Source organism: Terriglobia bacterium, from assembly GCA_020073495.1.
Classification (GTDB): Bacteria; Acidobacteriota; Terriglobia; order Terriglobales; family Acidobacteriaceae; genus JAIQFD01.
Genome location: JAIQFD010000002.1, coordinates 199,535 through 218,282, shown reverse-complemented (window position 1 = coordinate 218,282; position 18,748 = coordinate 199,535). Strand labels below are relative to the sequence as shown.

At 62.9% G+C, this 18,748-nt stretch carries 17 protein-coding genes and 1 tRNA gene; 11 read left to right on the top strand and 7 right to left on the bottom strand.

From position 1 onward, the window contains the following. Nucleotides 1-82: 82 nt before the first annotated feature. The 3 genes from LAN37_04745 to LAN37_04735 are packed head-to-tail and all read left to right on the top strand — an operon-like array spanning nt 83 to nt 1,797. Nucleotides 83-433 (top strand): PilZ domain-containing protein, encoded by a 351-nt coding sequence (locus LAN37_04745; GenBank protein MBZ5646514.1) that lies wholly within the window; start codon nt 83-85, stop codon nt 431-433. A gap of 53 nt (nt 434-486) precedes the next feature. Next, nucleotides 487-876 carry a carboxymuconolactone decarboxylase family protein gene (locus LAN37_04740; GenBank protein MBZ5646513.1) on the top strand — a complete coding sequence of 130 codons (390 nt, stop codon included), beginning with the start codon at nt 487-489 and terminating at the stop codon, nt 874-876. 51 nt (nt 877-927) lie between these two features. Continuing rightward, complete coding sequence (locus LAN37_04735) at nt 928-1,797, top strand: hypothetical protein (GenBank protein MBZ5646512.1); 870 nt, start codon at nt 928-930, stop codon at nt 1,795-1,797. Here LAN37_04735 and LAN37_04730 read toward each other — a convergent pair. The 3 genes from LAN37_04730 to LAN37_04720 form a co-directional block, all read right to left on the bottom strand. Beyond that, nucleotides 1,766-2,215, bottom strand: a complete 450-nt coding sequence (locus LAN37_04730) for a cytochrome c (GenBank protein ID MBZ5646511.1) — start codon at nt 2,213-2,215, stop codon at nt 1,766-1,768. The two genes, LAN37_04735 and LAN37_04730, sit on opposite strands and share 32 nt — an antisense overlap. A gap of 104 nt (nt 2,216-2,319) precedes the next feature. After that, a complete protein-coding gene (locus tag LAN37_04725) occupies nt 2,320-3,345 on the bottom strand; it encodes a YncE family protein (GenBank protein ID MBZ5646510.1) in 1,026 nt (341 codons plus the stop codon). Nucleotides 3,346-3,363: 18 nt separating this feature from the next. After that, nucleotides 3,364-4,668 carry a hypothetical protein gene (locus tag LAN37_04720; protein MBZ5646509.1) on the bottom strand — a complete coding sequence of 435 codons (1,305 nt, stop codon included), beginning with the start codon at nt 4,666-4,668 and terminating at the stop codon, nt 3,364-3,366. A 319-nt stretch (nt 4,669-4,987) separates the two neighbouring features. Here LAN37_04720 and LAN37_04715 point away from each other — a divergent pair, with 319 nt between their 5' ends. The 5 genes from LAN37_04715 (at nt 4,988) to msrA (ending at nt 13,166) form a co-directional block, all read left to right on the top strand. Beyond that, on the top strand, nt 4,988-6,142 hold the full coding sequence (locus LAN37_04715; GenBank protein MBZ5646508.1) for an ABC transporter permease: 1,155 nt from the start codon (nt 4,988-4,990) through the stop codon (nt 6,140-6,142). Between the two features lie 148 nt (nt 6,143-6,290). Beyond that, nucleotides 6,291-7,019, top strand: coding sequence for a Crp/Fnr family transcriptional regulator (locus LAN37_04710; protein MBZ5646507.1), 729 nt, complete (start codon nt 6,291-6,293; stop codon nt 7,017-7,019). Nucleotides 7,020-7,196: 177 nt separating this feature from the next. Next, the gene (locus LAN37_04705; protein MBZ5646506.1) at nt 7,197-10,301 is read left to right on the top strand and encodes a glycoside hydrolase; all 3,105 of its coding nucleotides are present in this window, start codon (nt 7,197-7,199) and stop codon (nt 10,299-10,301) included. Further along, complete coding sequence (locus tag LAN37_04700) at nt 10,291-12,537, top strand: DPP IV N-terminal domain-containing protein (protein MBZ5646505.1); 2,247 nt, start codon at nt 10,291-10,293, stop codon at nt 12,535-12,537. The genes LAN37_04705 and LAN37_04700 overlap by 11 nt, the downstream gene beginning before the upstream one ends. Nucleotides 12,538-12,626: 89 nt before the next feature. Next, nucleotides 12,627-13,166 carry a peptide-methionine (S)-S-oxide reductase MsrA gene (gene msrA / locus LAN37_04695; protein MBZ5646504.1) on the top strand — a complete coding sequence of 180 codons (540 nt, stop codon included), beginning with the start codon at nt 12,627-12,629 and terminating at the stop codon, nt 13,164-13,166. 259 nt (nt 13,167-13,425) lie between these two features. On the opposite strand, the gene LAN37_04690 is transcribed toward msrA, so the two are convergent. Then, nucleotides 13,426-14,163, bottom strand: a complete 738-nt coding sequence (locus LAN37_04690; GenBank protein MBZ5646503.1) for an RNA methyltransferase — start codon at nt 14,161-14,163, stop codon at nt 13,426-13,428. A 51-nt stretch (nt 14,164-14,214) separates the two neighbouring features. After that, nucleotides 14,215-14,289 (bottom strand) — tRNA-Asn (locus tag LAN37_04685). Between the two features lie 177 nt (nt 14,290-14,466). Between LAN37_04685 and LAN37_04680 the strand changes: the two genes are divergently transcribed. Continuing rightward, nucleotides 14,467-16,581 carry a prolyl oligopeptidase family serine peptidase gene (locus LAN37_04680; protein ID MBZ5646502.1) on the top strand — a complete coding sequence of 705 codons (2,115 nt, stop codon included), beginning with the start codon at nt 14,467-14,469 and terminating at the stop codon, nt 16,579-16,581. A gap of 59 nt (nt 16,582-16,640) precedes the next feature. On the opposite strand, the gene LAN37_04675 is transcribed toward LAN37_04680, so the two are convergent. After that, the gene (locus LAN37_04675; protein ID MBZ5646501.1) at nt 16,641-17,126 is read right to left on the bottom strand and encodes a nuclear transport factor 2 family protein; all 486 of its coding nucleotides are present in this window, start codon (nt 17,124-17,126) and stop codon (nt 16,641-16,643) included. Between the two features lie 103 nt (nt 17,127-17,229). Between LAN37_04675 and LAN37_04670 the strand changes: the two genes are divergently transcribed. Next, nucleotides 17,230-18,063 carry an SAM-dependent chlorinase/fluorinase gene (locus LAN37_04670; protein ID MBZ5646500.1) on the top strand — a complete coding sequence of 278 codons (834 nt, stop codon included), beginning with the start codon at nt 17,230-17,232 and terminating at the stop codon, nt 18,061-18,063. Between the two features lie 3 nt (nt 18,064-18,066). Here LAN37_04670 and LAN37_04665 read toward each other — a convergent pair whose 3' ends face one another. Next, entirely contained in the window at nt 18,067-18,300 is a 234-nt protein-coding gene (locus tag LAN37_04665) for a hypothetical protein (protein MBZ5646499.1), read from the bottom strand. Between the two features lie 100 nt (nt 18,301-18,400). Here LAN37_04665 and LAN37_04660 point away from each other — a divergent pair, with 100 nt between their 5' ends. Then, on the top strand, nt 18,401-18,745 hold the full coding sequence (locus LAN37_04660) for a tetratricopeptide repeat protein (GenBank protein ID MBZ5646498.1): 345 nt from the start codon (nt 18,401-18,403) through the stop codon (nt 18,743-18,745). Nucleotides 18,746-18,748: the final 3 nt, after the last annotated feature.

Sequence of the window (18,748 nt, the reverse complement as noted above, 5' to 3'; positions counted from 1 at the left end):
GCAGAGACCTCCCGCGCCTGCGGTGTGGATGCCGCCTCTGTAAGCGCGTCTGGACCAGCGTACAATGCGGCCCGGCGCTCCCATGGCCCCTGATGCTCCAGATCAGCATTGGAAGATCGCACGCAGCTTCGCGCGCTTCGCCATTGACCTTCCCTTCTCCATGTTTCTGAGCGAGAGCGCCTCCATCCCGGTCACTACCGGGCGGACGCACGACATCAGCTTGGGTGGCCTGGGCGGCATGCTGGAAGAGGGGGTCGGCATGGGGCAGAGGCTCTGGCTGGAGTTCCTGCTGCCGAATGCCACGAAGCCGATGCGCCTGCTGAGCAAGGTGCGCCACGGCAATGAGCGGCGCTTCGGATTCCAGTTTCTGGACATCACGCCCGAGCAGCGGGACGCGATCCGCCAGGCCAGCCAGGGCCTGCCGGTCGTCTAGCTCTCGCCCGCCGCGCCATCCTCTGCTACGCTTCCGCCATGACGCCCGGAAGCATGGAACCCGCCTTCAAGTATTCGGAAGAGGACGCGGCCAAGCGCAGCCCCATCGCGCGCCAGTTCATCGAAACGCGGCGCAAACTGAACTTGATGGTCAACGCCGCCGACAACAACCTGGTCAAGCGCTTCTACAACCTCGACCACAACACCTACCTGGAAGGCGCCATCCCGGCGAAGTACAAGGAGCTGATGGGACTGGTGGTCTCAGCCGGACTGCGCTGCGACGACTGCATCAACTATCACGTCATCCAGTCGTTCCGGCTCGGCGCCACGCGCAAGGAGCAGGAGGAAGCGCTGAACGTGGCACTGGTGGTCGGTGGCAGCATCGTGATCCCGCACCTGCGTCGCGCCTACGCGTTGCTCGTCGAGCTGTACGGGGAGAACTGAGCCCACTTATTCGTCAACCGGACGCCACGTCGGCGAATCTACAACCTCGCTGTGCCGCCCTCTATCCGTCCAAACCGCCGCGCTTTACTCGCACTGGCTACGCTCCTGCTCCTGGCAGCAGCGGCCGCCGCGCAGGACAATTACGAGGTCCAGGTATACGGCTCGGATACCGTTCCGTCGGGCGCAACCATGGTGGAATTGCACAGCAACTTCACCGCCGCAGGCCGGAAGAACATCACCGACGGCCTGCTGCCTACCGACCACGCCTTGCATGAGACCCTCGAGATCACACACGGCTTCACCCCGTGGTTCGAGACGGGTTTCTACGTATTCACCGCGGCGCGCTCGGGTTACGGATGGCAGTGGGTCGGCGACCACATCCGCCCGCGCGTGGCCGTGCCCGTAAGTTGGAAATGGCCGGTCGGCGTGAGCCTCTCCACCGAGATCGGCTACCAGCGCCGCGACTTCTCGCCCGACACCTGGACCGTGGAGCTGCGACCGATCGTGGACAAGAAACTGGGGCGTTGGTACCTGTCGTTCAATCCCACGGTCGACAAATCTCTGCACGGCGAAAATGCGGGGCTGGGATGGGAGTTCTCGCCGAATGCCAAGGTGAGTTTCGACGTCGTCCCGAAGGTCAGCGTAGGCCTGGAATACTACGGCGCGTTAGGCCCGATCGGGAATCTCGACCCGGTCGCGCAGCAGGAACAGCAGATCGTCCCGGCGATCGACCTAAACCTGTCGCCGAAGTGGGAGGTCAATATTGGAGTAGGAATCGGCGTGACCCGCAGCACCGACCATCTGCTGGTGAAGTTCATTTTGGGCCGACGCTTCGAGAATTTTCCGCCATTCTGGACATCGCGGAAGCCGAGAGGCACAGCTCCTGGCGCTAATGACCCGCCGGTTTCGCAGGAGCGGTGATCATGCTCTTGGAGGCGTCCGAAGCCTTGTCCGCGTTGGCCAGCAAAACGCTGACCTGCCACATTTCATTGTCCGAGAGCGAGCCTGTGAATGAGGGCATTCCGGTAAGCCGGATCCCGTTCGCGACTTTCCAGTAGGTCTCGCCCGGCGGATCGTCGGTAACGCCCTTTCCGCGGAACAGCTGCGGCGGCCTCGGATACATCCCCTTGGCGTACACGGGCGCGTCCTTCTGTCCGGGCACGCCATGACACTGGGCGCAGTTGTCGTTGTAAACCATGGCGCCGGACATGTAAGTGGTCTCGTTTGCCGGCACGGGGGTGTCTTTCGGCATTTCCTTTTCGATCCGGGCCTCCTGCGCCATCTTGGCGATGCGCTTCTCAAAGGGCATCGCCGGAGCACTGGTGGCCACCGGCGCCATGCCGGTAGCGAGATATGCGAACCCGCCGACGAACACCAGCAGGACGCCCACGATCACTCCAAGAACGAACCGTTTCACGTGTCCCTCGCCTTAATTGAGTCGCTTTACTTCGATGGGGGAGTAGTCCCTTGGGTTCCGACCACCAGTAGTTCGAAGCTGCCGGGCACGATGGTCCGGCGATCCTTCTCCGGATTCTGCAATTTCGCCGTGATCAGGTAGATCTGGTGCGTATTGGGATCGAGCGCCATGGTGCGCGCGCCTAGTTCCGTAGCCACGTTCGTCACCACCGTGTACTTGTCCGGCGAATCTTCGTGCACGACGGTAAGGGTGCCGTCCCAGTTCGACGCGAACGCCAGTTGGGTCGCTGGATCGAACGCGTTCGCATCCACGCCCTGTCCGATTGGGACGGTCGTCACCACCTTGCCGGTGTCGGTGTTCATCACGGCCATGTGTTTGTTGCGGCAGCCGGCGAACAGGCGCTTGTGCGCTTCGTCAAGGGCGATCCCGGTCGGTTCCTCGCAGGGCGCAAGCGGCCAGCGGGCAATGACGGTGAGTTTCCTGGAATCCAGGACCGCGACCTCGCTCTTGTCCTCGATGTTGATGTACACGCGCCCCTTGCCGTCGGCCACCGCAAACTCCGGGCGGCCCTCCAGGGGAACGGTGCCCGCCACTTTGCCGTCAGCCACGTCGATGGCGGTCGCGCTTTTTCCGCGCCCGTTAAAGGTGAACACGCGACGTGAAGCGGGATCATAGATAATGGCGTCCGGGCCCTCTCCGGTCGTGACCTTGCCCTTCGCTTCCAGGGTCTTCAGGTCAAAGATGGTGGCGCTATTGTCGCGGCCGTTGCTGGTGAAGCCTCGGCCAAGCTCGGAGACGATGGCGACGCCGTGGACGCCCGGCGTGTCCGGAATCTCCCCGACACTTTTGCCGGAATCGGCATCCACCACCATGACGCGCGTGGCGCGTGCGATGTACAGGCGCCGGGCAGCGGGATCGATCGTGACGTAGTCCCAGCCCCCGTCGCCGCCCAGGGTATATCTCTGGATCAGGCGATACTGCGGCGGATCCGCCGCCAGACACGACACTGCGATCAGAACCAAGGCCGCAGTTCGCGATAGCTTGTGGGTCATAATTCTCTCTTTCGTTGTTTATTTGCGTTGCGGCTCGGTTTGCTGCGATGCGGGCTGCGATTGCGCCGGAGCTGCAGCCGAGGTCCCGATCGGCATGGGCCGCCCGAAGACGATCTCCAGTTCGGTATAGCGCGGCAGCTCTACGTCGCGTCCGTGGCCACCGAGGAACATCGCCAGACCCATGGGGATGCTGACGTATGGGGCGACTGCGTGCGTCGCCAGCTCCACGACTTCATCGATCACCTGCTGGGAAACGAGGCCCACGCCAAAGTCTTTCATGGTCTGCTTGGCGCCCCGGCCCTTTCCGTGCAAGCCGCCCTCTTCGTCCATCCTGCCTGCTGCCTTGGGGTCGAGCTCGGTGCTCACCAGCGAAGCGGCGATCTTCTCCGAAGCGCCGTTCTGGAGCAGGAGCTTGTCAAAGACAAGGAACACAGAGCCGGCCCGATTCAGCCGGCGGGGCGGCACGATTTTTCCGACGTGCCCTTCCAGCGTGCTGCCTTCTGCCAAGAGGAGCTGTCCATTTTGCACGATTGGCTCCAACACTCGGGCGTGGAAAATGTCCCCCTGTTTGTTCTCCGAGGCGCTCAGAGGCTCGAGGAGCAACAGGCGCGCGTGCGTTCCAGAAGGGATGGTCGAAACGTCGGCTGGCGCAGCCACCGGTTCTGCCGCGTCGGGCGGTAAGGTGAAGGAGAGCGGCTGCTCGGTCTCAAGGCTCACCACGGGATGGCGATACTGCTGGACCTGCTTCTTGCCGTGTTTGATCGACTCCACCTTGCCCACGCCGGGCGCCATCTTGGCGTAGTCGCCTGCCGTCGTCCCGCCTATCTGGATCTGGTCACCCTTGGTATGCAGCTCGACCACATCCCCGGCCTCGATGAATTTCACTTCTATCGGAGTGGCGGTCCCGTTGGGCGGCGTGAGAAATGCCGATTGGAAGGTAACGTCATAATCGAACTTGCGGTTCAACCCCAGGCTGCGGATGGTTTGCAGATGCTCGACGAAGCCTTTCTTCTGCACCTTGTGCTTATCCACTTCCGCGACTACGGCGCGGATGTGGCTGCCCGCGGGGATCACCTGCCGGTCGTACACGTACACGGGCCGGCTCAGCTCGCCCTCGATGTCGCTGCCGGCCTGCAGATGCGAAGGCTTCAGCGGGGCCACCATGCTGACGCGGAGGATCGTGCCCGCAGGCACGACGTAGCTTTTCTCGCCGAGTGTTTGGGGGACCGCGGCCTGCTGGGTCTGCGCGAGGCTCGGTCCTCCGGCCAGCAATAGCGCCGGAAACGCGAGAACGACGGGACGAAACAACTTTGCTGCACGCATACTGCCTCGACTGATCACAGATTTTATCTACGGATTCACTGCCTCCATCGTCAAATGGCCTTGGGCGCAGCGCTGGTCTGCGCACCATTCCCCATGCCGGATCGGGAGCCCACATTCGATGGATGACTATGGTAGCGCACCGAGGTCAGGTCCGGCGTCTCCGCCATGACGGATCGAGAAGCCCTTCCCATTTTGACCTGCGCCCGGGTCGCCCCGCGATTTAGGATAAGATGCGGATCTTGTCCGTCGTGCCCGTATGATTTTTCACACCATAATCCGGGAAGCATTCTTAGCCCTGAGGCGGAACTGGATCCGGAGTGTGCTGACCATCCTGGGCATCTCGGTGGGGGTGGGGGCCTTCGTCTGCGTGGTGGCGATCGGCAACGCCGGAACCAGCCGCATCGAAGACCAGCTCCGCCAACTGGGGGACAATTTTATCTGGGTGGAGGCCGGCAGCCGGTCGCGAGGCGGCGTCCGCGTCGGCTCGCGTGGCATCAAGACCCTGATTCTGAACGATGCCAAGGCCATCCTCGAACAGGTGCCCTCCATCAAGCTGGTCTCCCCCAACGTGGACGGCCGTGTACAGGTCATCTACGCCGGACTCAATTGGGGAACCATGTATCGCGGGGTAACACCGGAATTCACCGAGATCCGCCAATGGACGGTGCGCCGTGGCGCCTTTTTCACCTCCGCGGACGTGGATTCGGCGGCGCCTGTTTGCGTTCTGGGACAGACCGTGGTCGACAACCTCTTCCCCAACGAAGATCCGATCGACAAGACCGTCCGGCTCACCAACCTGCCCTGCAAAGTCATCGGAGTGCTCCAAGCCAAGGGAATGTCGGCCACCGGCCAGGACCAGGACGACTTCGTGGTCATGCCCTTCACCACGGTCCAGAAGAGGATCACGGGCACGTTCTGGCTGGACGACATCTTTTGCTCCGCCGTGTCGCGCCAGGCCATGCCGGAAGCCACGAAACAGATCGTGGGCCTGCTCCGGGAACGGCACCACCTCCCGCCCGGCGCTGACGATGACTTCAATATCCGCAGCCCCGAGGACGTCATCCAGGCACAGCTCGCGACCAGCCGCGTCCTCACTCTTCTGATGGGAAGTATCGCCTCCCTCTCGCTGCTCGTAGGTGGCATCGGGATCATGAACATCATGCTGGTCTCGGTGACGCAGCGAACGCGGGAGATCGGTGTCCGCCTGGCCCTGGGGGCCACCGAATGGGACGTCCAGCTGCAATTCCTTAGCGAAGCCCTCGTGCTCAGCGCGCTGGGCGCGTTCTTCGGTCTTCTGGCCGGACTGGGATCTTCCCTGCTGGTGCAAAGCCTGTTCCAGTTCCCCACCAAGCTGACACCGCAGATCCTCGCCATCGGCAGCCTGTTCTCCGCTGCCATCGGCCTCCTTTTCGGCTACTACCCGGCCAGGAAGGCTTCCCGGCTGGATCCCGTCGAAGCGCTGCGCTACGAATAAGAGCGCGCGCCGTTCCCGACCTGAAATCGGCCGCTGGACGCGAAATTCTTTACATTGGGACGATTAACGGTTACTGTTCTGCACCAAAATTGTTGCAGCGACCTTGGATGGGTCGCGGTCCCATGTTGGCGCAGACCGTGGGGGCTGCATGCAAGCGCATCAACTGCAAATCGTCGACAGTTGCCGCACCTGCAGGTTGCGGGCGTCCTCTTTCTTCTGCGACCTGTCACCCACCGCCATCGCGGCATTCGAAGCCATCAAGATCACTATCCCCTACTACGCGGGCGCGCTGCTGTTCAACGAGGGTGACCAGGCCCGGGGCGTCTATGTACTCTGCCAGGGCCGCGTCAAGCTGACGATCGGCTCAGAAGGCAGGACGCTCGTGGTGGCCATCTGCAACCCGGGACAGGTCCTGGGGCTTCCTTCCTGCATCTCGAACCTTCCCAACCAGTTCACCGCCGAGGTCATGGAGCCCTGCCAGGTAAACTTCGCGCGGCGCGAGGACTTCCTCCGCTTCTTGGAGAGTCATCCCGATGCCAGCCTCCGCGTGGCTCAGCGGGTCAGCGAAAACCTGCACGACGTCATGGACCTCATCCACACGGTGGGGCTGGCGCACTCCGCCACCGAGCGCATGGCCCGTTTTTTCCTTCTGCTCTCCAGCGGAGCCGACACCATGGAGACGGAGACTCGGCTCAACCTGGCGTTCACCCAGCGGGAGCTGGCACAGACCATAGGCGCGACGCGTGAGACCGCCTGCCGCGTGCTGGGCATCTTCAAGAAGATGAATGTGGTGAGCCTGCAGGGCTCTACCCTGGTCATCCAGGACCGGGCCGCCCTGCGGGAACTGGCGCGGGTTGACCCCGCGTACGGACAGTAGGCCCGCGCGGTTTTGAGCCGCTCCCCTCGCTGCTGTATGCTCTCCCGTTTGCGGGGGTCCGCCTTGAAGCTGCTGTGCCGTTGTGTCATTCGCCCACTCGTCCTCGTCGCCGCAAGTCTCTTCCTCCTCCAAGCAGCCGTAACAGCCCAGAAACTTACCACCGGCGTGCAACAAGGCATGCGCTGGCGCGGGATCGGGCCATTCCGCGGCGGCCGCACGCGCGCGGTCGCCGGGGATCCCAGCCGGCCGGGCATCTTCTACATCGGCGTATGCAATGGAGGCGTGTGGAAGACGAATGACTACGGGGTCACCTGGGCTCCAATCTTCGACGACCAACCGACGGGCTCGATCGGAGCCATCGCGGTCTCCCTCAGCGACCCGAACATCGTTTATGTAGGCAGCGGCGAGGGGCTGCATCGACCCGATCTGTCGACCGGCGACGGCATCTACAAGTCCACCGATTCCGGCAAAAGCTGGACGCACCTCGGCCTGCGCGACGGCCAGCAGATTCCCAGCATTGCGGTCGATCCCCGCGATCCCAACCGGCTCTTCGTCGCGGTGCTCGGGCATCCTTACGGGCCCAACGAGGAGCGTGGCATCTACCGTTCCACCGACGGTGGTCAAAGCTTTCAAAAGGTGCTGTACAAGGACGAGAACACCGGCGGCTCCGACGTCGAACTGGACCCTTCGAATCTGGACACGATCTACGCCGCCCTGTGGGAGGCGCGCGAGGGCCCGTGGGAAAACGGACAGTGGAGCGGCACGAGCGGCGGGATTTTCAAGTCTACCGACGGCGGCAACACCTGGCGGCAGCTCACCAAGGGCCTCCCCGAGGGCGTCACGCAGAGCAACCTGGCGATCGCGCCCAGCCAGCCGCAGCGTATCTACGCCGCGGTGGCGACCAATCATGACGCCGGGATCTCGGTCGGCGTCTATCGCTCTGACGATGCCGGCGAGAGCTGGACCCTCGCCACCACCGACACGCGTCCGGGAACGCGCATCGGCGGCGGCGACCTGCCGGTACCCAAGGTCGATCCCAAGAACCCGGACATCGTTTACAGCGCCAGCATCGTGACCTGGAAGTCTACCGACGGCGGCAAGACCTGGACCGCTCTCCGCGGCGCCCCCGGCGGCGATGACTACCAGAACATCTGGATCGATCCTCACAACTCGAACGTGATCATCGTCCCCGGCGACCAGGGCGCGATCGTGACCGTGAACGGTGGCGAGTCCTGGAGCTCGTGGTACAACCAGCCCACGGCCCAGCTCTACCACGTCAGCACCGATAATGCGTTTCCCTATCGTGTGTGCAGCGGTCAGCAGGAAAGCGGCTCGGTCTGCATCTCCAGCCGGGGCAACGACGGCGAGATCACCATCCGCGAATGGCACCCCGTGGCCGCCGAAGAGTACGGCTACGTGGTCGCCGACCCGTTGGACCCGGACATCGTCTACGGCGGAAAGCTCAGCCGCTACGACCGGCGCACCGGCCAGGCCCAGGACGTCCTTCCCAAACTTTTCCGCTCGCCCGACTATCGCATGCTGCGCACGCAGCCGGTTCTCTTCTCGCCGGTGGATCCGCACACGCTCTACTTCGCGGCAAACACTCTGTGGAAAACACGGGACGGCGGCCACTCCTGGCAACAGATCAGCCCCGACCTCACGCGCAAGGCCTTTGCCGTGCCCGCCAGCGTCGGAAAGTATCGCGACACGCCCACAGCGACGCCGATGCAGCGCGGGGTCATCTATGCCGTCGCGCCCTCGCCGCTCGACATCAATCGCATTTGGGCCGGGACCGACGACGGTCTGATCCACCTCACCACCGACGGTGGCGCCCACTGGACGGAGATCACGCCCCCGCAGCTCGTGTCCTGGGCGAAGGTGTCGGTGCTCGAGGCCAGCCACTTTGATCCGCAGACCGCCTACGCCGCGATCAACACGATCCGCCTCGACGATCCCAAGCCCTACATCTACCGTACGCGCGACGGCGGCAAGACCTGGACGGCGATCGCGAACGACATCCCTGACCGCGAGAACGTGAACGCCGTGCGCGAAGACCCAAAGCGCAAGGGTCTGCTCTTCGCCGGCACCGAGCGCCAGGTGTTGGTCTCGTTCGACGACGGCGACCATTGGCAATCTCTGCGCCTCAACATGCCGGCGACTTCGGTGCGCGACCTCACCATCAAAGACGACGACCTGATCGCGGCCACTCACGGGCGCGGCTTCTGGATCCTGGACAACATCACGCCCCTGCGCCAGCTCGACATCGCCATCCAGACCGCCGCCTTCCTGTTCAAACCGCAGGTCGCCACCCGCGTGCGATGGAGTATGGCCAGCGACACGCCGCTCCCGCCCGACTTCCCCGCCGGCGAGAACCCGCCCGATGGCGCCATTTTCGACTACGTCCTCAACTCCAACGCTACCGGGCCGGTGACATTGGAGATCCTCGACAGCTCGGGCAAGCTGGTGCGGCGCTACTCGAGCGCCGACCCCGTCCCCGCCATCGACCCCATGCTGGCGATCCCGAAATATTGGCTGCGGCCTCCGCAAGGGCTGTCCGGCGAGATCGGATTCCACCGCTTCCTCTGGGACATGCATTACCCGCCAGTGCCCGGATCGAAGCCGCCGTATCCGATCTCGGCCGTGTATCGGAAAACGGTTCCGCAAGTGACGGCGCCGTGGGTCATGCCCGGGCAGTACACAGTCCGGCTCACGGTCAGTGGGAAGAGCTACACGCAGCCGCTCACCGTAAGGATGGACCCGCGGGTGAAGACTCCATCCGCTGGGCTCGAGCAGCAATTCACGCTCTCCAAGGCGGTGTACGACGACCTGGTAGCGAGCGCGCCCGCGGCGGCACAGCTCCATCACATCCGCACGCAGTTGCGAGGGCTGAAGGAGCGCGCCGGGCAGGACGCGGTCGCCGCGGCCGTCGCCGCCGCCGACAAGAAAGCGGAGGCGCTGGAAGGCAACGAAGAGGGCCGTCCGACTCGTCCTACGGCTGCTGCCGACTCTTTTGCTAGCGTTCGCGGCCGGCTCAGGACCCTCCTGCGCATGCTGCAAAACGCCGACGTCGCGCCCACGACGCAGCAGGCCGCAGCCGCCGCCGACCGGCGGAAAGCGTTGGCAAGCCTGTTGGCGCAGTGGAGTGAATTCAGTTCCCGCGACATCCCTGCCCTCAACCGGCAGCTCCGCGATTCCAACCTGCCCGAACTGAACTTCTCCGTCCCCGCGGGGGAGAATTCGGCCGAATCGTCGGCAGGCGGGGTCACCAGCGATGAAGAATAAACAAGAGCACCCGGAGGTTGGTATGCGCATCCCCAGGATCGCGCTGTTCATTTCTGCCGCAATCATCCTGCTGGCCTGTGCCAGCACCGCACAGCAACAGCCGCTCACCGTTGAATGGATCTACAGCGAAGAAGGCAGCAGGGTAGCTCGCGTGCCATCACACGTCTGGTTGGAGGATGGCACCGCCATCCTCTATGACACGAGTCGGCCCCCGGCCCAACGCACTTTCGAGAAGCTCGACCCAGCTACCGGTGCGCGACACCCCATCCTCGACATGGCAAAGGCGGTGGCGTCCCTGAACGCTTTAGCCCCGAACGTGGACATGAAGAAAGCACTCGAATGGCCGCGGTCATTCGACCGCGCCGGTCTGAAGGCGCTCTACATCTTCAAGGGAGACGTATTCCTCCTTGATTTCGCTTCTGCCACATTCACGCGCATCACCAACACTCCGACGGAGGAGAAGGACGCCGAGTTCTCCCCCGATGGTCGCCTCGTATCGTTCATTCGCAACAGTGACATTTATGTCTACGACATCGCGGGAGGGCAGGAGAAGCGCCTCACCCAGGACGGCTCCGAGACCATGCTGAACGGGACGCTCTCGTGGGTTTACTGGGAGGAGATCTTTGGCCGGCACGATACGGGCTACTGGTGGTCGCCCGATTCCAAGGCCATCGCTTTCCTGCAGACGGACGAATCACAGGTACCTGTGAGCCTGTTTGTGGATTTCGCGCCGGTGGACCAGAAGGTCATCCGCCAGCCCTACCCGAAAGCGGGAGAGAAGAATCCTGCCGTGCGCGTCGGCATCGCCGAGATCGCCGATCCCAGCCCGCGCTGGGTCTCCATCTCCGACAAGCCGTACGAGTGGATCTTGCGGGTGAAGTGGCTCCCCGATTCGCGCACCGTCAGCGTGACTGCCATGAACCGCGCCCAGACCGAGCTCGGGCTCTACTTCGCTGACCGGACGACTGGCGCCGCGAAGCGTGCCCTGACTGAAACCGATCCCGCATGGGTCAACGTCAACGACGACCTCAGGTTCCTCCGCGACGGAAAGCATTTCTTGTGGGCCTCGGAGCGCGACGGCTTCATGCACCTCTATCGCTACCGCATGGACGGCACGCTGGAGAACCAAGTCACCAAGGGCGACTGGGCGGTGGCTTCATCGGGAGGCGTCGCCTTTTGGGTGCACCAGTCCATCGTCGGAGTGGACGATAAGAACGGCTGGATCTACTTCACCGCGCTCAAGGATTCCTCCGTCGAGCGGCACTTCTATCGCATCAAGGACGACGGCAGCGGGCTGATGCGGATCGACACTGAGCCCGGGACGCACGGCATCAGCATGTCGCCGGACACGCGCTTCTATTTTGATACTTGCTCCAACATCCGAACGCTTCCGGCCCTGCGACTGCACGCTGCCGGCGGCGAGCTGCGTGCCACCATCGCGCCGCCGCGCACCGAATTGCTTGCCGCCTTCGACTTGCAGTATCCCCAGCTTCTCACCATCCCCGCCACCGACGGGTTCCCCATGCCGGCGCAGATCATGAAACCCAAAGGCTTCGATCCCGCTCGCAAATATCCCGTCATCCTTCACATCTACGGCGGGCCCTCGGCGCCCACGGTTAAGAATGCCTGGCAGTCCGGAATTTTCTTTGACAATCTGCTGCTCCGCGAAGGCTTCGTCGTGGTCAGCATCGATAACCGGTCCGCGACCGCCATCAGCAAGCGCCTGGAAAACATCATTCTGCTGAAGTCTCCCGCACCGGAGACCGCAGACCAGCTCGCCGGCGTGCGCTGGTTGAAGTCGCAGCCCTGGGTCGACGTCGACCGCGTCGGCGTGTGGGGCTGGAGCGGCGGCGGCACCATGACGCTCAGCCTCATGACCCACTCGCAGGAGTTCAAGGCCGGGATCTCCGGCGCCCCGGTCACCGATTGGCGCTACTACGATTCCAAGTGGGCGGAAGCGCTCATGAAGCTGCCCCAGGACAATGTAGAGGCTTATGACCGGTCGTCCTTGGTGAAGGTTGCAGGCGACCTGCACGGCGCGTTGCTGATCATCTACGGCACGTACGACGACAACGTCCACCCGCAGAACGAGCACGCTTTCATCGACGCGCTGATCAAGGCGGGCAAGCCTTACCAGGTGATGCTCTATCCCATGCGCAAGCACGGCTTTGTAGACACACCCGCCAAGGTCCACCGCGACAAGGCGATGCTGGACTTCTGGAAGAAGAACCTCTGACGGGATAGCACCTGCTCGATGGTGAAGGCGGCTGCGACCATCCGGTCATCATCCCCGGAACTTTCGGGCTGGTTCGTCATCGAATCTGTATGTCTGAAATGCAAACTGCCATCTTCGGTGGAGGCTGTTTCTGGTGCCTGGAGGCTGTGTTCGCTCGCGTGCAGGGAGTGAGTGCGGCCGAGTCGGGATACATGGGCGGCCACGTCAAGAACCCGGCATACCGCGAGGTCTGCTCCGGCTTGACCGGCCACGCGGAAGTCGTACGCGTGACCTTCGACCCCGCGGCGGTCAGCTACAAGGACCTTTTGGATGTGTTCTTCGCCATCCATGACCCGACCACATTGAACCAGCAAGGCAACGATTTCGGGACACAGTACCGGTCCGTCATCTTCTATCTGTCGGAGGAGCAGCGCCGCCGAGCCGAACAGGCGATCGCCGACCTGGACGGAGCCCACAAAATGCCGGACCCCGTGGTCACGGCTGTTGAGCCCGCCTCGCAGTTCTACGTCGCCGAGGACTACCACCAGAACTACTTCGCTAACAACCCGGCCCAGTCGTACTGCCAGTTCGTGGTCGCGCCCAAGGTCCGGAAGTTGCTGAAAGGTTTCCCGGAGAAGGTCAAAGCATAGCCGGGTGGCTACTGCTTGCGCGTCTCGCGCTCGATCGAGACCATATTGATCGTGGCGGATCGGTGCCGGTCGTCTTCTTTTTGAGCATCTCCTCATGAGAGTTGCTCAAGGAGTGCACGTTCATCGCGCACGAGCTGTCGGAGATCTCCCCGTGGAAGGTCGCCGCTTTCGGCGAATCTGCGCCTACGCCTGCCGACCAGCTCACCACGAGAATGACGCCCAAACTGATCGCCGGTTTGATGCAGAGAACCTGATTGTGTCAGGTTAACTTTCCCGAGCGGAGCTTCCACAGGATCTGCCGCAGCATGCCGAGCCAGATTTCGGCGTCATCGGCTCTGAGTTCGAGCCGCCGGACCAGGCGGCGAACTTTGTCCTCAGATGGCTGGGCCGCGCGCGGCTTCAAGTAACCGCTCTCCCGCAGCGCATCGAGTAAGGCTGCGGTGATGCGCTCTACTTCGCCCGCGGTCGCACGCTTTTCCCTTTCCACTCCAGGCTTTTCGTTCACATCACGCGCCAGTTCGTAGAGGCAGACCGCCACCGCCTGCCCCAGGTTCATCGACCCGTGTTCCTCTCGTGTGGGGATGCGCATCAGCCAGTGGCAGTGGCTGAGGTCTTCGTTGGAGAGGCCGCGCTTCTCGGACCCAAACAAGATGGCGACCGGGCCGGAGGTGAGTCGCGTGCGGATCAGGCGCGCACCCTGTTCCAGGCGGCGAAGCGGGTGTTGCGATTCCCGGCGGCCGCCCGCGGTGGTTCCGACCACCAGGGTGCAGTCGGCGACGGCTTCGGCGACGCTCTTGAATTCCTCCGCGCCGGCCAGCAGCGCCGACGCGCCCACGGCCGAGCGCGCCTCGCGGAATGACGGCTCGTAGGGATTCACCAGCCGCAACCGGCGGAAACCGAAGTTGCTCATGGCGCGGGCGGTGGCGCCGATGTTGAGAGGGTTGCGCGTCGCCACCAGCACCACGCGCAGCCGGTCGGATTCAGCCGGAGATGGCAAGCGTGGTCATTCTAAGACTTTGGCGGGAACGGTTCTTCTCACAAAAAGAAATGGCTCCTCAGGTAGGACTCGAACCTACAACCCTCCGGTTAACAGCCGGATGCTCTGCCATTGAGCTACTGAGGAGTGGTGAGGACACGTGTCCTCGAATTTCAGTATAGCGTAAGAGCCCGCATCCATCCAACCGCTCGCGAGGGCCAGTTTTGATACCCTTTTGGATTCGTGCAAGTCCAAACCAGAACCGAGTTCTTCAACCGAGGTGATGGGATGCGAGAAGGAGTGCGTTTGCTGCTCATTGCATTGATGGTGGTGGGAACGGCCGCAGCCGGGGCCGATGGCCATGATCCTGACACCGGCAAGATGCCTCCGCCCCCAAAGGCGAAGGTCGAGCCGGTGACCGAAACCATCCACGGGAAGACCATCGTCGACCCTTACCGCTGGATGGAAGACGCCAAGAGCCCGGAGACCCAGAAATATGTCGCGGACGAAATGGCGTACACGCGCAGCCTGCTCGATCCGCTGCCCGGGCGCGACAAGATCCACGCGCGGCTGGCGGAACTGCTGGCCATCGGGACCCTGGGCACGCCGCAGGTGGGAGGCGAATGGATTTTCTACACGCGGCGCGACGCCGGGCAGAACCAGCCGGTTCTTTACGTCCGCAAGGGCATGAGGGGGCAGGACCGCCCTCTGGTGGACGTGAACCAGATGTCGAAAGACGCCCTGGTCGCGCTCGATTGGTGGTACGCCTCGCATGACGGGAAGTACGTGGCGTACGGCACCAGTCCCAACGGCTCAGAAGAGAGCACGCTGCACGTCATCGAGACCGCGACCGGCAAGGAACTACCGGAGGCCATCGAGCGAACGCGCTTCTCCAGCGTATCGTGGCTGAAGGACAACTCTGGCTTCTACTACACGCGGCACCCGAAGAAGGGCGAAGTCGCGCCCGGGGAAGAGGTCTACTACAGCAAGGTCTTCTTCCACGACCTCGGTTCCGATCCGGCCAAGGACCCGCTGATTTTCGGCGAGGGCCGCAACCCGCAGGACGTCCCCGCAGTTTCGCTCTCCGATGACGACCGCTGGCTGCTAATCACCGTCTTCCAGGGCTGGGCGAAGTCGGAGATGTACATCAAGGACCGCAAGTCGGACGCCCCGCCGGTGCCCGTCGCCGAAGGCAAGACATTTCTCTATGAAGGCACTGTGTACAAGGGCAAGCTCTACATTCACACCAACGAAGACGCGCCGCGGTACCGTGTGTATGTGGTGGATGCGGTGAAACCCCAGCGGGAGAACTGGAAGGAACTCATCCCGCAGGGCGATGCGGTGCTGACGGACACACACGTGTTCGGCGGGCGGATCGTCGCCCAATACGAGGAGAACGCGCACTCGCTGCTGAAAGTCTTCCCCCTCGCCGGCGGTCAGGCCGTTGACATCCCCATGCCGACTATCGGCAGCATTACCGGGATTGGGGGAAAGTTCGATCACTCTGACGCGTTCTTTGGCTTCCACTCCTACACGGTCCCGCCGAGCGTCTACCACGTCGATCTGCAGCCGGTGCCGGCCAAAGACAGCGGCAAGGCGACGCTGTGGGGCAAGGTCGAGGCGCAAGTGGATCCCTCGAAGTACGAGGTCGAGCAGGTCTGGTTCACCTCGAAGGACGGCACCAAGGTGCCGATGTTCCTGGTCCATCAGAAAGGCCTGAGCAAGACCGGCCATGCCCCTACTCTGCTGAGCGGATACGGAGGATTCAATATCAGCCGCACGCCGGTGTTCAACCGCGGCGTCTATCTGTTCCTCGAGCGCGGGGGGATCTATGCCGACGCGCAGCTCCGCGGCGGCTCCGAGTTCGGCGAGGACTGGCACCGCGCCGGCATGCTGGGAAACAAACAGAACGTCTTTGACGACTTCATCGCCGCTGCCGAGTACCTGATCCAGGAAAAGTACACGGACAAGGACCACCTCGCCATCTCGGGCGGAAGCAATGGCGGGCTGCTGGTGGGCGCGGCGCTGACTCAGCGTCCGGATCTGTACAAGGCGGTAGTCTGCGCGGTGCCGCTGCTGGACATGCTCCGCTACCAGAACTTCCAGATCGCCAAGCTATGGATCGCGGAATACGGCTCGTCGGACGACCCCAAACAGTTCGAATGGCTCTATGCCTACTCGCCGTATCACCACGTGAAAGAGGGCACCAAATACCCCGCGGTGCTTTTCATGACCGCCGACACCGACACACGGGTCGACCCCATGCACGCCAAGAAGATGGCGGCTCGCTTGCAGGCGGCGAACGGCGGAAACAGGCCTATCCTGCTGCGGATCGAGACTAAGGCGGGACACGGCCAGGGCAAGCCGGTCAGCAAGCAGGTGGAGGAATCGACGGACGTGTATTCGTTCCTGTTCTGGCAGCTGGGTGTGCAGCCGTAGGAGGCAGCAGCCGAGAGTCAGGGGCGCGCGGCCAGATTCCCACTCCGTGGTGTTTGCGACTACTGCTTGGGTGGCGCGGGGGACTGCTCTTCGGCGCTGCCGATGTCGAAGACGATGCGGTACCTGCCGTCGGTCTGGCGGCGCCACACCGAGGCGAACCTCCCGCGTTCGCTGGAAGTGGTTCCGTCCGGCCGCTTGACCGTGGCTTCGTAAGTACCGCTGGTATAACCCAGGTCGCCGCCCGCGGAGGTCTCGACCATGTCGGGCGCCCAGGTCAGGGTCAGGTTGGGATTCTGCATCATCTTCGACCATTGGTCGAGAATGGCGGCCTTGCCCTGCGTCACTTTGCCGCCGCCGGTGAAGCGGGCGTCCTCCGAGAGGAAGGAGGCGAACTTCGCGACGTTGCGATCGGCGAAGGCCTGGGCGAAGTCAAGCTCGGTCTGACGCAGCGCGGCCTTGTCCGCTTCTGTGTTCCTCTTCCTCTCGTGACCGGCTGCGGCGGTAATCAGCGACAACACTACAAGGATGGCGGCGAACCTGTGCATAATGGCCTCCGGCGTGGCATTCTAGCCGCAAAGCATTGACTTTCGTTATCCGGCGCGTTACTTTCCGACACGCTCGAAAACCCGCAGGAACAGGGGGCTCCCTTTGGCATCCTTGCAGCGCATGGTCACGTTCACGACGGACTTCGGGTCTTCGGACCACTTCGTCGGAACCATGAAGGGCGTGATCAATACCATCAATCCCGACGCCAAGATCGTGGACATCTGCAACCAAGTGCAGCCGTACGACATCTTGGACGGCGCGCTGACGGTCCTGCAGTCCTACCGCTACTTTCCCGCCAACACGGTGCACCTGGTGATCGTGGACCCGGGCGTGGGCACCACGCGCCGCCCGCTCCTGGTGTCGGTGGAGAAGCATATTTTCCTGGCGCCGGATAACGGTGTGTTGTCCCTGGTGTACGAGCGCGAGGAGCGGCTCCTGGTGCGTCACATCACCGCGGAGCATTACTTCCTCCAACCCGTGAGCCATACCTTCCACGGGCGCGACGTGTTCGCCGCGGTGGCCGGCTGGCTGAGCAAGGGCGTGGAGGTCACCAAGTTTGGCGACGAGATCACCGATTTCGTCCGCTTCGCCGCCCCCAAGCCGAAAGCGGTGAATGAGAAGCTCATGAAGGGCATCGTGCTCAAGGTGGATCACTACGGCAACCTGATCACCAACCTGACGCCCAAGGAAGTCCCTCATCTATTCGACGAGGAGCCGCCGCCGTTCAAGATCCTGGTCGGCAAGCACGAGGTCACAAGAATGAAGGCCGTCTACGCGCAGGGCACGCCGGGTGAGGTGTTCGGCATCCTGGGCAGCATGGGATACCTGGAGATCGCCACCAACCGCGGCGCTGCCAATCGCGCGGTCGGAGCCGAGAAGGGCAGCGAAGTGGGAGTGCTGTTTGAGGATGTGCATGCGGTGGCGTCGACGGGCTAGTGCTCAGGGATTTTTGGGTTTCGGTCGCGCGTACTGGTCCATGCGCGCCGTCCACTTCAGGAAGCGGATCAGCTCCACCCTCTCTTTCCACGCGAACGCCCAGAATTCGAAGAAGCCAACCTGGTTCATCTTCAGGCCGGTATAGGTTTCGATGCGCCAGCGCAGGTAGGGACTGCGCCACGGCGCGAGCCGGTGTCCGCGGGTGGCGTTCCAGAGAAAGCGGAGGATGTAGCGCATCTATCCAATTTGTAATCGGTAATTGGTAATTTGGAAAGGACGTAGCGGCGGCACCGTACCGAAATTACAAATTTCGAATTACAAACTACAATTCCTACGAATGGCTGATCCGAAAGCCGAAGACCATTATTACGCTGCGCTGGACCTATTCGCCGAGGGCAAGCACCAGGAGGCCATCGCGGAGTACCGCCAGTCCATCGCGATCGATCCCGCCTTCACCGACGCGCTGCACGGGCTGGCGCGCGCTTATCAGGATACGGAGCGCTTCGACGAAGCCATCCAGATCGCGAAAAAGATTGCCGAGCTCGACCCGGACGACATCCTGGCCCATACCAGCCTTTCCATCCTCTACCAGAAGAAAGGGATGATCCCCGAAGCCGAGGCCGAGGGAAATAAGGCACGCATCCTGGGCTGGAAGCAGCAGCTCCGCCAACAGAAGAAATAGCGG

Bases quoted from the DNA above. Each gene is read 5' to 3' on its own strand.
- LAN37_04745 (MBZ5646514.1), top strand. From the start codon at position 83: ATGGCCCCTGATGCTCCAGATCAGCATTGGAAGATCGCACGCAGCTTC.
- LAN37_04740 (MBZ5646513.1), top strand. From the start codon at position 487: ATGGAACCCGCCTTCAAGTATTCGGAAGAGGACGCGGCCAAGCGCAGC.
- LAN37_04730 (MBZ5646511.1), bottom strand. From the start codon at position 2,215: ATGGCGCCGGTGGCCACCAGTGCTCCGGCGATGCCCTTTGAGAAGCGC.
- LAN37_04725 (MBZ5646510.1), bottom strand. From the start codon at position 3,345: ATGACCCACAAGCTATCGCGAACTGCGGCCTTGGTTCTGATCGCAGTG.
- LAN37_04720 (MBZ5646509.1), bottom strand. From the start codon at position 4,668: ATGCGTGCAGCAAAGTTGTTTCGTCCCGTCGTTCTCGCGTTTCCGGCG.
- LAN37_04710 (MBZ5646507.1), top strand. From the start codon at position 6,291: ATGCAAGCGCATCAACTGCAAATCGTCGACAGTTGCCGCACCTGCAGG.
- LAN37_04705 (MBZ5646506.1), top strand. From the start codon at position 7,197: ATGCGCTGGCGCGGGATCGGGCCATTCCGCGGCGGCCGCACGCGCGCG.
- LAN37_04700 (MBZ5646505.1), top strand. From the start codon at position 10,291: ATGAAGAATAAACAAGAGCACCCGGAGGTTGGTATGCGCATCCCCAGG.
- msrA (MBZ5646504.1), top strand. From the start codon at position 12,627: ATGTCTGAAATGCAAACTGCCATCTTCGGTGGAGGCTGTTTCTGGTGC.
- LAN37_04680 (MBZ5646502.1), top strand. From the start codon at position 14,467: ATGGTGGTGGGAACGGCCGCAGCCGGGGCCGATGGCCATGATCCTGAC.
- LAN37_04675 (MBZ5646501.1), bottom strand. From the start codon at position 17,126: ATGCACAGGTTCGCCGCCATCCTTGTAGTGTTGTCGCTGATTACCGCC.
- LAN37_04665 (MBZ5646499.1), bottom strand. From the start codon at position 18,300: ATGCGCTACATCCTCCGCTTTCTCTGGAACGCCACCCGCGGACACCGG.
- LAN37_04660 (MBZ5646498.1), top strand. From the start codon at position 18,401: ATGGCTGATCCGAAAGCCGAAGACCATTATTACGCTGCGCTGGACCTA.